17 protein-coding genes are annotated in these 15,167 nt (G+C 53.5%); 16 read left to right on the forward strand and 1 reads right to left on the reverse strand.

The genetic code is table 11. From position 1 onward, the window contains the following. Positions 1–13 precede the first annotated feature (13 nt). Positions 14–1,141, forward strand: coding sequence for a signal peptide peptidase SppA (gene sppA, locus CPA45_RS00625; protein WP_096649392.1), 1,128 nt, complete (start codon positions 14–16; stop codon positions 1,139–1,141). 28 nt (positions 1,142–1,169) lie between these two features. Here sppA and CPA45_RS00630 read toward each other — a convergent pair whose 3' ends face one another. Beyond that, positions 1,170–1,763 (reverse strand): Maf family protein, encoded by a 594-nt coding sequence (locus CPA45_RS00630; RefSeq protein WP_096650196.1) that lies wholly within the window; start codon positions 1,761–1,763, stop codon positions 1,170–1,172. Between the two features lie 181 nt (positions 1,764–1,944). Here CPA45_RS00630 and CPA45_RS00635 point away from each other — a divergent pair, with 181 nt between their 5' ends. The 15 genes from CPA45_RS00635 to CPA45_RS00705 all read left to right on the forward strand — a co-directional run bounded on the left by CPA45_RS00635 (position 1,945) and on the right by CPA45_RS00705 (position 15,104). After that, positions 1,945–2,493: a YceD family protein gene (locus CPA45_RS00635; RefSeq protein ID WP_096649393.1), complete on the forward strand. Its 549-nt coding sequence runs from the start codon at positions 1,945–1,947 to the stop codon at positions 2,491–2,493. Positions 2,494–2,529: 36 nt separating this feature from the next. Beyond that, the gene (gene rpmF / locus CPA45_RS00640) at positions 2,530–2,700 is read left to right on the forward strand and encodes a 50S ribosomal protein L32 (protein ID WP_078087247.1); all 171 of its coding nucleotides are present in this window, start codon (positions 2,530–2,532) and stop codon (positions 2,698–2,700) included. Positions 2,701–2,742: 42 nt separating this feature from the next. Further along, positions 2,743–3,762 (forward strand): phosphate acyltransferase PlsX, encoded by a 1,020-nt coding sequence (gene plsX, locus CPA45_RS00645; protein ID WP_096649394.1) that lies wholly within the window; start codon positions 2,743–2,745, stop codon positions 3,760–3,762. A 148-nt stretch (positions 3,763–3,910) separates the two neighbouring features. Further along, a complete protein-coding gene (gene fabD / locus CPA45_RS00650) occupies positions 3,911–4,870 on the forward strand; it encodes an ACP S-malonyltransferase (protein WP_096649395.1) in 960 nt (319 codons plus the stop codon). A gap of 55 nt (positions 4,871–4,925) precedes the next feature. Next, positions 4,926–5,669: a 3-oxoacyl-ACP reductase FabG gene (gene fabG, locus CPA45_RS00655; protein ID WP_096649396.1), complete on the forward strand. Its 744-nt coding sequence runs from the start codon at positions 4,926–4,928 to the stop codon at positions 5,667–5,669. A gap of 124 nt (positions 5,670–5,793) precedes the next feature. After that, positions 5,794–6,027 carry an acyl carrier protein gene (gene acpP / locus CPA45_RS00660; protein WP_008956801.1) on the forward strand — a complete coding sequence of 78 codons (234 nt, stop codon included), beginning with the start codon at positions 5,794–5,796 and terminating at the stop codon, positions 6,025–6,027. 194 nt (positions 6,028–6,221) lie between these two features. Next, a complete protein-coding gene (gene fabF, locus CPA45_RS00665; protein ID WP_096649397.1) occupies positions 6,222–7,460 on the forward strand; it encodes a beta-ketoacyl-ACP synthase II in 1,239 nt (412 codons plus the stop codon). Between the two features lie 6 nt (positions 7,461–7,466). After that, positions 7,467–8,285, forward strand: a complete 819-nt coding sequence (gene pabC, locus CPA45_RS00670) for an aminodeoxychorismate lyase (RefSeq protein ID WP_165771496.1) — start codon at positions 7,467–7,469, stop codon at positions 8,283–8,285. An 18-nt stretch (positions 8,286–8,303) separates the two neighbouring features. Further along, the gene (mltG, locus tag CPA45_RS00675) at positions 8,304–9,311 is read left to right on the forward strand and encodes an endolytic transglycosylase MltG (protein WP_096649398.1); all 1,008 of its coding nucleotides are present in this window, start codon (positions 8,304–8,306) and stop codon (positions 9,309–9,311) included. Between the two features lie 53 nt (positions 9,312–9,364). Next, positions 9,365–10,018: a dTMP kinase gene (gene tmk, locus CPA45_RS00680; protein WP_096649399.1), complete on the forward strand. Its 654-nt coding sequence runs from the start codon at positions 9,365–9,367 to the stop codon at positions 10,016–10,018. After that, positions 10,009–10,992 (forward strand): DNA polymerase III subunit delta', encoded by a 984-nt coding sequence (locus CPA45_RS00685; protein WP_096649400.1) that lies wholly within the window; start codon positions 10,009–10,011, stop codon positions 10,990–10,992. The genes tmk and CPA45_RS00685 overlap by 10 nt, the downstream gene beginning before the upstream one ends. Before the next feature lie 26 nt (positions 10,993–11,018). After that, positions 11,019–11,354: a PilZ domain-containing protein gene (locus CPA45_RS00690; protein WP_096649401.1), complete on the forward strand. Its 336-nt coding sequence runs from the start codon at positions 11,019–11,021 to the stop codon at positions 11,352–11,354. A gap of 38 nt (positions 11,355–11,392) precedes the next feature. Continuing rightward, the gene (locus CPA45_RS00695) at positions 11,393–12,226 is read left to right on the forward strand and encodes a TatD family hydrolase (RefSeq protein ID WP_096649402.1); all 834 of its coding nucleotides are present in this window, start codon (positions 11,393–11,395) and stop codon (positions 12,224–12,226) included. 26 nt (positions 12,227–12,252) lie between these two features. After that, complete coding sequence (locus CPA45_RS00700) at positions 12,253–12,900, forward strand: DUF1285 domain-containing protein (RefSeq protein ID WP_096649403.1); 648 nt, start codon at positions 12,253–12,255, stop codon at positions 12,898–12,900. Continuing rightward, on the forward strand, positions 12,897–15,104 hold the full coding sequence (locus CPA45_RS00705) for an ATP-dependent helicase (RefSeq protein WP_096649404.1): 2,208 nt from the start codon (positions 12,897–12,899) through the stop codon (positions 15,102–15,104). Before CPA45_RS00700 ends, CPA45_RS00705 begins: the two co-directional genes overlap by 4 nt. The last annotated feature ends 63 nt before the right edge of the window (positions 15,105–15,167 follow it).

A 15,167-nucleotide genomic window follows, 5' to 3' on the forward strand; every position in this document is an offset into this window, starting at 1 on the left:
ATGAGAGATGCTTATGAGCGATGAGCAGCGGCGTGACGGCGAATCGCCAGAGATGAAAGGTGAGCAGCCCGAGGAAGTGAAGGATCGGTGGACGCAAGGGCCTGATGTCTCGCAGCACGTTAATGATAGCGCTGTTTCAGCAGGAGGTGTTGGCAATAGTGTTGGCGATGATGCTGAGACACTACGCGAGCGTCAGCGGTTGGCGCAGTTAGAAATGATGGACCGGTGGATTGGTGGTGTGTTAACTGAGCAGCGCCGAACGCGTCGCTGGAAGCTATTTTTCCGCCTAATGCTCCTCACTATTGTGCTTGTATCGTTAACTACCACGGTTTATCAGGTGTGGTGGGCAGAGTCCGTGGCCACTGTGCCAACGCAGCCCCATTTAGGGCTGGTGGAAGTGCACGGTGTTATTGCCAGCGATGCGCCTGCAAATGCAGAGCGTATTATTCGTGGGTTGAATCGTGCCTGGTCATCCGATAATGCTGCTGCGGTGGTGCTGCATATTGATAGCCCCGGTGGGAGTCCTGTGCAGTCTCAGCGTATTTATGCAGAAATTATGCGACTGCGTGAGCAGGGTAATAAGCCTATTTATGCGGTGATTGAAGACATTGGTGCCAGTGGCGCTTACTACATCGCCTCTGCCGCTGATGAAATTATGGCTTCGCCTGCCAGCTTAGTGGGATCTATTGGCGTGATATATGCGGGCTTTGGTTTCCAGGAGGCAATCAATAAGCTTGGTGTTGAGCGGCGGGTAGTCACGGCGGGTGAGAATAAGGCGTTTCTTGACCCCTTTCAGCCTCTGGATGAGAACGTAGAGGAGTTTTGGCAGAGTGTGCTTAACCAAACGCATACGCAGTTTATCAATGATGTGCGTGCTGGGCGCGGCGATCGGTTAGCTGATAGCCCTGAGGTGTTTTCAGGGTTGGTGTGGAGCGGAGAGCAAGCGCTGGCGCTTGGGTTAGTGGATGAGTTAGCCAGCTTAGAGCAGTTAGCGCGTGCCGAGGTGGGAGGAGCTCGATGGGAAGACTATACGCCGCGCCTTGATCCCTTTGAGCGGCTAACACGCCGCTTCACTCAAGCAGCAGCAGAGGTGCTGGGTGTGTCATCATCTAGCTCTCCGCTGCGCTTCGAGTCGCCCTAGTGCTGGGCGCCCTAACTGCTATTATTGGTTAAGCTTCGCCAAGGGGGTTCATGCCTGCTTGGCGAAGCATGTCGCATAGCGCTATCAGTGGAAGGCCGATCAGTGCATTGGGATCTCGGCCTTCTAACTTTTCAAATAGCGTAATACCGAGCCCTTCCACACGAAAACTGCCTGCACTATCCAGCGGCTGTTCTAGTGCTACGTAGCGCTCAATCTCCTGTTGGCTCAGGGTGCGGAATACCACATCAAAATGTTCAATGTGCACTTGGTGGCGCTGATGGCGTGTGTCAAGTAGCGCTAATCCAGTTAAGAAGGTGACGCGTTGGCCTGAAAAGCGCGAAAGATTAGCGCAGGCACGTTCTGCTGTATGCGGCTTGCCGAGAATGTCTCCTTCAAATAGTGCGATTTGATCCGAACCAATAATACAGTGGTGGGGAAAGTGGGCCGCGACAGCATTGGCTTTGCTCAGTGCTAGGCGATGCACCAGGGCACTTGGCGACTCACCCGGCTGGGGTGTTTCATCGATATCTGGTGAGCAGCACTGGTAGGGTAGTTGGAGTCTATCTAATAGGGCTCGACGAAAGCGTGAGCTAGAGGCGAGCACTAATGATGCATTATCCACTTGTGGCACTTCGGCCTCCTTGGTAAAGAATTTATCGTCTTTTTGCGTGGGTAGAAGTGTAGCGAAACCGAAAGAGCGTGCCTATTTGCACTGCTTGTTGCACTGCCTGAGGAGAGAAACTATCAAGAAATGCGCCGACAGCTTTGACAGCAGAGGGGGGAGTGCCTATCATTGCGCGCCTATGTTGACCTCACAAATCCCCAGCCGGGTTGAGCCTTATAAGCTCGCAGCCCGCCGCGAACGACTCGAAGGCACAGTGGCACTTGATAAGCTGCCACGTCTTGCTGAAGAAGCAGGAGACCAAACTGGCGACTGTCATGTCGTGCTTGAGTTTGGTATTGATGCCCAGGGTCGTCGTGAAATTCGTGGCCAATTGCAAGCGACCCTAGCGTTGCCTTGTCGTCGCTGTTTGGTGCCGCTAAGTCAAGATGTGTCGAGTGAATTCCTACTTGGAATGGTCTCGGACGAAGCCTTGGCTGCCGAGTTACCTGCCAGCCATGAGCCGGTACTGGTGGAAAATGAGCAGCTGGACTTGCTGGCGGTAGTAGAGGATGAGCTTATTCTCAGCTTGCCGCAGGTGGTCTATCACGATGAGGCCGAATGCCATGTCTCGGCGGAGCAGTTGGTTAGCAAGACCGAAGGCGCGACGGCAGAGTCCACATCAACTACGAACCCTTTCGCGGTGCTGAATGCGTTGAAAAGCAGCGGCGCTCTGAAAGGCAAGAAGTAAGCATCACTTACCCTACATACCTTGGAGTAAACACCCATGGCAGTTCAAAAGAACCGTAAAACTCGTTCTAAGCGCGGCATGCGTCGTAGTCACGATGCGCTGAGCGGCCCGACTCTGTCTCAAGATCAAGAGACAGGCACTACTCACCTGCGCCACCACGTTTCTTCGGATGGTTTCTACCGTGGTCGTAAGGTGGTTGAGGTTTAAGCCTTAACGCTTACATGAAGGGCGAAACAGAGTGGGTGCTGCGTGCGCCTAGCGATTGATGTAATGGGGGGTGACCAAGGCCCCCGTGCCATTGTCGAAGGCTCCGCCAGGGCGGTCATAGAGCGCCCTGATCTAACGCTAACGCTGTTTGGCCCGTATCAGCAGATTCATGCTGAGATTATGCGCTTGCCGCGGCCTTTGGCTGCGGCAATGTCACGTTTAGTGGCAAGCGATGCGCCAGATGTTGTCTCTTCGGAGGCAACCGCTTCTTGGGCGTTGCGGCGTGGGCGGTCCACAAGTATGGCGCGAATGCTGCAAAGCCTTGCGCGGGGTGAAGCCTCGGCGGGGGTGAGCGCGGGGAATACGGGGGCGTTGGTTGCCCTTGCTCGGCGCGAGTTGGGCATGCTTTATGGTATCTCCAGGCCAGCGATCAGTACCGCTATTCCGGCTCGAGGAGGGCGTCGTTGTTATTTGCTCGACTTGGGGGCAAATGTAGACTCTCCAGCCCATCGGCTGTTTGATTTTGCCATGATGGGGTCGGCCATGGCGCAGTGCATTGATGGTGTTAAACGCCCTAGGGTTGCATTGCTAAATGTAGGCTCTGAAGCGACGAAGGGCAGTGCTAATGTACGTGAGGCGGACCGTCTGTTACGAGGCTGTGTTGGTGATCTAGGGTTCGCGTATCATGGGTTTGCAGAAGGTGGTGATATTTTTCAGGGTGAGCTGGACGTGGTGGTCTGCGACGGCTTCGTGGGTAATGTTACCCTGAAGGCAAGTGAAGGTTTGACCCGTATGTTGGTAGAGCGTGTTCAAATGGGCTTTGAGTCAAGTCTAAGTGGACGTTTAGCAAGCCTACTGGCCAAACCTGTGCTTAAACGCCTTAAACAGGAATTAGACCCGGTGCGCTATAATGGCGCTAGCTTATTAGGGTTAAAAGGAATTGTAGTTAAAAGCCACGGCAGTACCCGTGCGGATGGTTTCTACTATGCTATCCAGCGCGCATTACAAGAAGTGGAGCATAATCTACCTGAGCGTATTGGGGAGCGCTTGCTGCGGCCTTGATGCACTGGAGATATGAGATAACAAACTGCAGATATTTTTTGCGGGTTATCGGTGGTAGCAGGATGTGCCAGTATCGCCGTAAGGCGGGACCAATAACTACGCTTTTCGCTCAAATGAGCAAATGCCTACAAGAGCAAAGGTGAACGACATGTCTCAACCCCTTGCCCTCATTTTTCCCGGGCAAGGCTCTCAGCAGCTTGGAATGCTGCGAGAGCTGGCCGAGCGCTACAGTGTGGTGGGAACGACATTTGAGGAAGCGTCAGAAGCTCTGGGCTATGACTTATGGAAAGTCGTCCAGGAAGGCCCTGAGGAGGCACTTAACGCGACAGCATGCACACAGCCCGCATTGCTTTCGTCCAGTATTGCTATTTGGCGGATTTGGCAAGAGTTAGAGGGGCCTCGTCCGCATGTTATGGCAGGCCATAGTTTGGGTGAATATAGCGCTATGGTTTGTGCTGGCGTGATGGGCTTTGCTGAGGGTGTGAAATTAGTGCGCCTACGCGGTGAGGCAATGCAGCAGGCTGTGCCTGCCGGGGAAGGTGGCATGGCTGCTATTCTTGGGTTGGACGATAGCGCAGTAGAAGCTGCCTGCGCCAGCGCTGCTCAAGGCGAAGTGGTTTCGGCTGTAAACTACAATTCGCCAGGCCAAGTGGTGATCGCTGGCGGTAAAGGTGCTGTTGAGCGTGCTATTTTGGCTTGCCAGGAAGCTGGTGCCAAGCGTGCAATGGCGTTGCCGGTTTCGGTTCCTTCTCACTGTGCGTTGATGCGACCCGCTGCAGAGCGTCTTGAGCAAGCAATGCAGGATATTGAACTGCGTGCCCCTCGCTACACTGTCATTCAGAATGTTGATGCGCAAGCACATGCCGATATTGAAACGTTGCGCACCCGTCTCATTGAGCAGCTTTATCAGCCGGTTCGCTGGTCATCTTGTGTTGAGGCGATGGTTGAGCAAGGTGTTAATGTATTTGTTGAGTGTGGTCCTGGTAAGGTGCTCACTGGATTAAATAAGCGCATTGTGCGGAGTGCGAAAGGCTTGGCAGTCAACGATCCTGATAGCTTGGATGCAGCGCTTGAATTAGCCCGTGAAACGTTGGCTGACGGCGTGTGATATGCGGCAGTTTTTCGCTATCCTTGCTTATTCACATGGTTAAAGGCAGAACGTTATGACGCAAGAACGTAGAGTCGCGTTAATCACCGGCGCCAGTCGAGGCATTGGGCGTGCTATTGCTCATGAGCTTGGGCGTCAGGGGCGCATCGTGGTGGGTACCGCGACTAGTGAATCGGGTGCGGAAAAAATTGATGCTGACTTGAAAGAGCATGGCATTGAAGGCGCTGGTATGTGCCTTAATGTCACTGATCAGGCAAGCATTGATTGTGTGCTTAAAGCGATTGGTGAGCGCTTCGGCGCGCCTACTATTCTCGTTAACAATGCCGGTATTACTCGCGATAACCTACTCATGCGCATGAAAGAGGATGAGTGGGATTCCGTGATGGATACTAATCTCAAATCTGTCTATCGCGTTAGCAAAGCATGTTTGCGCGGTATGACAAAAGCACGTTTTGGGCGTATCGTGTCGATTAGTTCAGTCGTGGCCACCATGGGTAATTTAGGCCAGACTAACTACGCTGCAGCGAAAGCAGGTATGGAAGGCTTTAGTCGAGCGCTGGCGAGGGAGGTGGCATCGCGAGCAATTACGGTTAATGCCGTCGCGCCTGGCTTCATTGCCACCGACATGACAGAAGCGCTACCTGAAGCGCAGCACGAAATGCTACTAAAGCAGATTCCCCTGGCGCGTCTTGGTGGGCCTGAGGAAATTGCAGCCGCAGTCGGCTTTTTGACAAGTGATGTGGCGGGTTATATTACTGGTGAAACGCTGCACGTTAATGGCGGCATGAATATGCGTTGATGGCCTTGAGCTTGGCGGTTGCGTCGGCTCAAGGGCGTCTATAAACTACACCGCAGCTTTTGGCTTGCGGTTTCCAAATAGCTGGTTATTGATAACGGCTAATGTGAACGACTGGAGTACGTTGATGAGTACTATTGAAGAGCGCGTGAAGAAAGTTGTGGCAGAGCGCCTGAACGTTAAAGAAGAAGATATCCAGAATAGCTCTTCTTTTACTGAAGATTTAGGTGCTGACTCACTTGATACCGTTGAGTTGGTAATGGCTTTAGAAGAGGAATTTGATACTGAAATTCCTGACGAAGAAGCTGAGAAAATTACTACGGTTCAAGAAGCTATCGACTACGTAAACGCCCATCAGTAAGGGTTAAGTCGACGCATTGAGTGAGGGTGGATTGCTATCGCCCGTATTAAAAAAAGCCGTCCTAACACAGGGCGGCTTTTTTGCTTTGCGGTCACACTGAATATAACGTTCAATCTCCGTTATACTAGTCACCAAATTTCTGCAGCAATTGACCCAGATGGGTCGTGTCACCATGGATGCCTGGAGGAAAGCTGATGGCGCGTAGAAGGGTAGTGGTAACTGGGTTAGGCCTGGTGACCCCGGTGGGCAATAACGTACATGAGTCGTGGGCGAATATTGTCGCGGGTAAAAGCGGCGTAGCGCCGATTGAGCACTTTGACACCAGTGGCTTCAATACGCGTTTTGGTGGTTCGGTAAAGAATTTTGATATTAGCCCTTACCTGAACCCCAAAGACGCTCGCAAAATGGATTTGTTTATCCAGTATGGTATGGCCGCCGGAGCCCAGGCGATCCAAGATTCAGGGCTTGAATGCACTGAAGAAAATGCAGAGCGTATTGGTGTGGCGATTGGTTCTGGAATCGGGGGCCTGCCGATGATTGAACACAATCACAATGCGCTAAACAAAGGTGGTGCGCGTCGCGTCTCACCGTTTTTCGTGCCAGGATCTATCATCAATATGATCTCGGGCAACATGGCGATTCAGCATGGCTTTAAAGGCCCAAACATCGCTATTACCACCGCTTGTACCTCTGGTACTCATAATATCGGATACAGTGCCCGTACGATTGCCTACGGCGATGCTGATGTGATGATTTGTGGTGGAGCTGAGATGGCCACGACGCCGCTAGGCTTGGGTGGATTCTCGGCTGCCAGAGCACTTTCAACCCGCAATGATAACCCCGAGGCCGCCAGCCGCCCTTGGGATGCTGATCGAGACGGCTTCGTACTGTCAGATGGTGCGGGAGTTCTCGTGCTTGAAGAATTCGAGCATGCCAAGGCGCGTGGTGCGAATATTTACGCGGAGTTGGCAGGTTTTGGGATGAGTGATGACGCCTATCACATGACGGCGCCGCCTGAAGATGGACGTGGCGCTGCGCTCTCAATGAGTAACGCTATCAAAGATGCCCAAATGGTGCCGTCTGAAGTGCACTACATCAATGCGCACGGCACCTCTACTGCAGCGGGTGATTTGGCAGAAAGCCGTGCCGTTGAACACGTTCTAGGCAGTGCTGCCCAGCAGGTAGCAGTCAGCTCTACGAAATCTATGATTGGCCACCTATTGGGAGCCGCAGGGGCAGTCGAGGCTATTTTTAGTATTTTGGCTATTCGCGATCAGATAGCTCCGCCTACTATCAACCTTGATAACCCTCAAGAGGGCTGTAATCTCGATTATGTGCCGCATACTGCTCGGGAAATGCGTATTGATGTAGCGCTATCCAATTCGTTTGGTTTTGGTGGCACCAACGGCTCGTTGCTGTTCAAAAAGGTGTAATGGGGTATGCCTATGCCCCAGGTGCCATTTGACGACCGCGGGCTAGCGTATGGTGACGGGATATTTGAAACAGTGCTAATGCGTGCTGGTAAGCCGGTGCTCTGGCCATATCACTATGCGCGCTTGGCGCGAGGTTGCGCGCGTTTAAATATCCCGTTGCCCTCACATGAGCAGCTCCAAGAGGCGTGGCAGGACAAACCTACTTCCGAGCTGGAAGTGCTGAAGCTGATCCTAACTCGAGGGAGCGGTGGCCGCGGTTACGCATTGCCTGATGTAGTGGCACCCCGGTTGCTTAGCCGCCGTACGCCTTTTGTGGTTGCCCCTGAGCGCTGGCAGCAAGGCGTTAGTGTACGCATCTGCCAGTTGCGTCTTGGCTATCAGCCCTTGTTGGCGGGCATTAAACACCTCAACCGCTTAGAAAACGTACTAGCGCGCCAAGAGTGGCAAGATAGTGCGATTGCTGAAGGCTTGCTGGCCGACGCCGATGGGAACGTGATAGAAGCCACTAGCATGAATGTTTTTTGGCAACAGGCGGGGGAACTGTTTACTCCCTGTCTAGCGCGATGCGGCGTGGCGGGCACTCTGCGTGCAGCCCTCTTAGACCAAGGTGTGGTGCGCGAAACCACTCTACCGCTAAACGCGTTGTCGAATGTTGAGCGTTTGTGGGTGGGCAACTCCGTACAAGGTATCTGGCCAGTAAGTGTGCTAATTAATGAATCGGGCAGTGTGCTCCAGTCTTGGCCGCAGGCTACCCATGATCCGTTGCAAACGATAGGACATCGCTTGCTTGGCTATTTATCCTCGCCCAGTCAGGCAGGAACTTAAAAGAGTTGTTGAGGTGTCATGGTGAAACGGTTACTAGCCGCAGTAGGAATGATGGTGGTACTTGGTGCAGTTGTTGTGGCAGGTGGGTACGCCTATTGGCAAAGCCGTTTAGAAGCCCCGCTGGCGCTTGAAGAGCCCACGCTTTACCAAGTGCCTGCGGGTGCTGGTTTTAACCAAGTGGTTGTTCAGTTGGAAGAGCGGGGAATTATTAGTGATGCGTGGGCTTTTCAGTTGATGGCGCGTATGGAGCCTGAGCGAGTGCCGCGGCTACGGGTGGGGGAGTATCAACTAATGCCCGGAATGAGTGGCCTAGAGATGGTTGCTCTATTGGGCAGCAACAACGTGGTAACGTATCCGCTTACCATTCCTGAGGGTTGGACATTTCGCCAGATGCGCGAATTACTCAGTGTGGCGCCTAAACTAGATCAGCTTACGGCCGAGTTAAGTGATGAAGAAGTTATGTCGCTACTGGGGCGTGAAGGTACATTTCCTGAGGGGTGGTTTTTCCCCGACACCTATCGCTACCATCTAGGAATGAGCGATGTCGATATTTTGCGCCAGTCTCTCGTCCGTATGGAGCGTATCTTGGAGGAGGTATGGGAAGGGCGTGATGATGATCTCACCATTGATACGCCTTATGAGGCGCTTATTATGGCGTCGCTGATAGAGCGTGAAACAGGTGCCCCTGAGGAGCGGCGTGAAATCGCAGGCGTATTTAAGCGTCGTATGGAGCAAGGCATGCGGCTGCAGACTGACCCAACGGTCATCTATGGGATGGGGGAGCGCTACGACGGCCGAATTACTCGGGCTGACTTACGCGAAGCCACCCCTTATAACACTTATGTAATTAATGGAATGCCGCCAACGCCGATTGCCATGCCGGGGCGTGCTTCATTGGAAGCAGCGGTCAGCCCTTTACCAGGTGACACACTCTACTTTGTCTCCCGGGGGGATGGCACGCATCACTTCTCGCGTACATTGCGGGAGCATAATAACGCTGTTAATCGTTATATCCGTAACCGTTAATGTAACGTTTTTACTGAATATTTCATGCTGTATACCGTTAGTAAGGGGCTTTAATGAGCAAGCGCGGACGCTTCATCACGTTAGAGGGCGGTGAAGGGGTGGGGAAGTCTACCAATGTGGCGTTTGTAGAGGCTTGGCTTAAGCAGCAAGGGGTTGAGGTGATACTGACCCGAGAGCCAGGAGGGACACCAAGGGCTGAGGCGATTCGTGCACTGCTGCTTGACCCTTCTCAAACAGAGCCGCTTGATTGCGACGCGGAGTTGCTATTGATGTTTGCTGCCCGAGCCCAGCATCTGGCACAAAAAATTGTGCCAGCGCTTGAGCGAGGTGCATGGGTAGTGTGCGACCGCTTTACTGACGCAACATTTGCCTATCAGGGTGGTGGCCGTGGCATTGATCCTGCGCGGATTGCCCAGCTTGAGCAATTTGTGCAAAAGGGGCTGACGCCAGATCTAACGCTGTTGTTGGATATGTCCCCAGTCGCTGCAAGGGCGCGTTTAGAAGGGCGGCTGCGTGATCAGCAAACCCAGCGAGACCGTTTTGAACAAGAGCAAGACGACTTTTTTCAAGCGGTGCGACAAGCATACCTGAGTCGTGCAGCAGCAGCGCCAGAACGATTTGCACTGATAAACGCTGAGCAGTCCCTTAAAGATGTGCAGGCGACATTGGCAAATACGCTGGAAGAGCGGATAGCGCTATGGCGCTAACAGAAGCGTTGCCTTGGCACAGTGCCACCTGGCGGCAGTTGGTACGTTTGGCGAATGAAGGGCGCATGCCCCATGCGCTGCTGATCAGTGGTGCCCATGGGGTTGGTAAACAGCAACTGGCAGATGCGCTAGTTGCCAGAACGCTATGTGCAAAGCCTGCAGATCAAGCCTGTGGTCATTGTCATAGCTGTGCCATGCTCGCTTCGGGCTATCACCCCGACTTATTGCGTATCTCTCCTGAGGAGGGGAAGCGTCAAATTCGCATTGATCCGATACGTGAGGTTAATCGTTTCGTATCACAAACTGCCCAGCAGGGTGGGTATCGGGTCATTGTGGTTTCACCTGCAGAAGCGATGAATACCGCAGCGGCGAATGCGTTGTTAAAAAGCCTTGAGGAGCCAGGCGATAAAACGTTATTTATTCTGCTGGCAGATGTGCCTTCTCGGACGCTGCCGACCATTCGCTCTCGCTGTCAGCAGTGGCCGCTTGCAAGCGTTTCTTTTGAGGCTTGTCGAGGCTGGCTAACCGAAAAGCTGGGCAGTGATGAAGCATATTTTTGGTGGCAGGTATCGGGTGGCCTGCCGCTGCTGGCAGTGGAGCTGGCAACACCCGATGAGCGCGCACTACGCCATCAAATCCACGATTGCTTTGAACAACTGGTACGAGGAGCGGAGCCCGTTTCAGAAGCTGCCAGGCTTGATCGCCAAGCGATAGATGCCATCTTGTGGTACGGTATTGCGTGGCTTGAGGACCTGATTCGTCTGGGATTGTCGGGAGACACAAGCGCACTTCACAACCCAGATTTAGAGCCGCTGTATCGTCAGGCAGTTAAAAATGCCCGTGCTCAGGATTGGTTTCGGCTATTGGATTACGCTCGAGAGCAGCGTCGTCTACTTGCCATCGGTGCTAACCCCAATCCGCAGCTGGTGTTGGAGGCGTGGTTGGTACGCTGGTCTGCACTGCTACGCTCGTAATCAATTAGCCGCTGGGTGAGGTCGCGATGGCTGCTCAAAAAATTCTCTCTTTAGCGTTGCCTGATGTGCCGACATTGTTATCAGCTTATATGCCTTTCCTTGATAGAGGTGGCATTTTCGTTCCTACCAAAACCCCGTATGCCCTTGGCCAAGAAGCCTTCTTATTACTGACCCTGCCTGGGGAAAGTGAGCGGCTTTCAGTGACGGGGACGGTGGTTTGGGTGTCACCAGAAGGCGTTAGTGGGCGTCGAATGCCGGGCATAGGTGTTCACTTTAGCCAACAGGATTATTCAGTGCGTGATCGTATTGAAACATTACTAGCAGGCCAGTTGGATAAAGCACCCCCTTCGTTCACCCTGTAATTTACTAAGCACTACTTTTTTATTTAAGGCGAGCTTGCATGTTTGTTGACTCACACTGTCACCTGGACCGCTTATCTGAGCATACCCATGGCGGGGATGTTGCGGCTACCCTTGCAGCGGCTCGTGCTGCCAATGTCAGCCAGTTTCTTGCCATTGCGGTGACGTTGGAGGATGTGCCCGGCTTAGCCGCTATGGCGAAAGCTCATCAGGATGTCGCCATCTCTGCTGGCTTGCATCCCCTGCACACCGCGACTAATGAGCCAAGCGTTAACGATATTGTTGAAATTGCTGACCAATATGGTGCGGTGGCGATAGGCGAAACAGGGCTTGATTACCACTATCAAGATAGTGTGCCGATTGATACGCAGCATGAGCGCTTTACGCGTCATCTGTTGGCGGCCCGCGAGCTGGAATTGCCAGTGATTGTCCACACTCGTGAGGCTAAGCAAGAAACCCTTAGCCTGTTGCGCAAATACGCTGACCCTAAGGTGGGGGGCGTATTGCACTGCTTTACGGAAGATATAGAAATGGCGCGTGAGGCGGTACGCTTAGGCTTTTATATCTCGTTATCTGGAATTATCACTTTCCGTAATGCTGAATCTCTTCGAGAGTTAGCGCGGCAACTACCACTAGATCGTCTGTTAATCGAGACTGATAGCCCTTATTTGGCGCCAGTTCCATATCGCGGTAAGCCAAACGAACCGGCTTGGGTCGTTCAAGTTGCAGAGTGTATTGCGCAAGCGCGGGGCGTCAGCGTAGATGAAGTGGCCATGCAAACAACGGCGAATTTTTATCATTTGTTCCGCGCCGCTGTGCCGGATGCGCCAGAGAGTGTTAAGCAAGCGTTAGCGCAATCTGGGCTGTTGGTATAACTTGACGACATACTGAGGGGCGGATAATGAATATTGATCGGTTGCTACAGCATCAGCAAGGCTCGGCCTCTATTCCGCCCGTAGATAAGTGGCAGCCAGCGCTATCTGGCGATATTGATATCTTAATTCAGGCCGATGGCGTCTGGCTGCATCAAGGGCAACCCTTTGGCCGCGCCGCAATCCCGCGGTTATTGGCAAGCCTGCTGCGGCACGATGACGATGGTTACTGCCTGGTAACGCCTGTGGAGCGTTGGCGGCTAAACGTTGAAGATCGTCCGTTTATCGCAGTAGAAGCTGATTTTCATAGCGATGCCTGGTGGTTTACCACTCAGTTTGATGATGTGGTACGGCTAGATGAGCAGCATCCCATGGTGCTCACGGCAACCGTTGGTGGTGAAAGGCTGCCTGAGGTTGCTGTGCGTTTTGGTCTGGGGGCCCGTCTACACCGTAATGTTTATTACCGCTTAGTCGAGCAAGCCATTCCCCACGATATTGAAGGGGGTGGTTCCCAGTTACGACTCTACAGCGCTGGGAGCTGGCATTTGCTGGGTGAGCTAAGTGCTGATGATGGCGCGAGTGTTGACGATGACTTAAGTGCCGGCGATGCAGGAAATACCGACGCTATAGTAAGTACTGATGGTATAGCAGATGGTATGGATAGTGAGGCGCCGTGAAGTTAACAGCTGAACAGCAAGCGGTGGTTGCCCACAGCAAAGGGCACGCCAGGGTTGCCGCTGTTGCAGGGGCGGGTAAAACCACCACAATGGCAGCCCGTGTGCTGCATTTGTTGGCCAACGCCGTACCCCCAAAGCGTATTCTGGTACTGATGTTCAACCGTTCTGCCCGAGACGACTTTCAACGTCGCCTTGCGAGTATGGCCCCAGCGGGGCAAGTATTACCAGATGTTCGTACTTTCCACTCCTTAGGTCATCGGCTTACTCAGAGTTTGTGTCGCTGGGGGGCGTTGGCACCCCGTCGGCTGCTTTCGGCAGAGTGGCAGCTAGAGCGGCTGCTGCGCCAAGCAAGCCTAAATGTGCTTAATGACGCAGTAGAGCGCCGCGATGCGGCGCTAGAGGGTGATCGCCTGGAGGCCCTTGCTCACTTTTGCGGCTTGGTCAAGGCGGAGATGCAGTCAGCTAATGAGCTTTACGAGCGCCTTAGCTACGAGCCGGATACTGACTATTTTCCAGCGGCATTTGATGAGGTTGAGCGGTTGCTTCAAGCTGAGGGGGTGATGACCTATGCTGACCTGCTATACCGGCCGCTTCAGGCGCTCGAGGCGGATAGCGCTTTGCGCCGCCGGGTGGAGGGTTTTCTTGATCATGTGATTATTGATGAGTACCAGGATATTAATACTGCCCAGCAGCGCTTGTTGGCCGTATTAGCAGGGCAAAGTGCTGATGTAATGGCTGTCGGTGACGCCAATCAGTGTATTTATGAGTGGCGTGGCGCCCGCCCTGATACCATGCTGGAAAACTTTACCGCTACCTTTGGTCAAGCTACCGATTACCCGCTATCGACCACTTTCCGGCATGGTCATGCGCTGGCACTAACTGCCAATCACGCGATTATGTCTAATCAGCGTCGCCCTGATCAGCTTTGTCTGGCGGACGTAAATAACCCAGAAACGCGCATATCGGTTGGGCAGGGTAACAGGCTGCTGCTGGATGCTTTGATGGACTGGCGGGCTCAGGGGCGTGCGCTGAGTGATGCTAGCCTGTTGGTGCGTAGCTGGGCTCTCTCGGTACCCTTCCAGCTAGTCTTGTTGCAGGCTGGTATTCCATTTCGTTTGCTGCGGGAAGATCGTTTTGTGTTTCGGCTGCCGTTGGTGCAAGCGTTAGCGGGCTATTTAAAGCTATCTCGCCGCCCGGGGTTGCTGCATGACCCCGAGCAGCTGTTGCTGTTGCTTTCGCAGCCAACGCCGTTTGTCGCCCGTGAGCGGTTGCAGCAACTCGCCTATCAGCTTGCTCGTGACCAGCGTTGGCCAGAGCGCCATGAGCCTGTACTTGCAGCACTCAAACCACTTCAGCGCCGTACATTAAAGAAACGCTGGATGCTTCTGAGTGAGCTTCCCAAGCTTAGCGCATGGCCCCCTGCTAGGCTGCTTAGCCATGTGGTAGAAACAATTGATGCGGAAAAAACCCTTAAGCGTGCGGCTGCAAGGCGGGATAAAGGTGAGGAAGATGTGCGCTTGCTAGATGTGTTGATTGAGCAGGCCGAGAATGTGCAAGACCCTGATGCGTTTATTGAACTGCTAGAGCGGCCGGTGGAAAACCAGGCGGGTGGCATACTGATTAGTACGGTACATGGCGCCAAAGGGCTTGAGTGGCCGCTAGTAGCGGTGGCTGGTGTCAATGAGGAGGACTTCCCTCACTACAGTCGAGATAACCCGCTTAACGATGAGCGCTTAGAAGAGGAGCGGCGGCTTTTCTATGTGGCAATAACCCGTGCTCAGGAGCAGTTGCTAATACTCCATGATGGTGGTGCTCACCGGCCCAGCCGATTTATTGCTGAAAGTGCCTGGCAGGATGGTATGCGAGTGGCTGGCTGTTTGGCGGCGGCTCTGCCACCAGAGGCGGCATTACAGGTCTCCTCACCTAGTTTAGTTAAGCGCTATTTAGCGCGCCTAGGCAGAGAAGATATTGAGTTGGCGGCCCCTCAAGTCCACGAGGCGCGTGCCGACTATCAAGCGGAAATGCATTATTACCCAGGCCAGCGTCTACTGCATGCGGTATTTGGTGAGGGCGAAGTGGCGGCAGTGGAGGGTAATCCCTCGGACCCGGTTATTGATGTACGCTTTGCCCAGGCTGGCCGACGTCGGCTGATTGCTAGGCGGGCCCCCATTGAGTGCTTAGAGCCACCGGCACAGCCAGCATAACTGGCCGTGCCGTCTTACTGTCTATCGTACCGTCTTCTCACGTATGGCTATCCTTGCCTACTA

The sequence above is a fragment of the Vreelandella nigrificans genome (assembly GCF_002374315.1).
Classification (GTDB): domain Bacteria; phylum Pseudomonadota; class Gammaproteobacteria; order Pseudomonadales; family Halomonadaceae; genus Vreelandella; species Vreelandella nigrificans.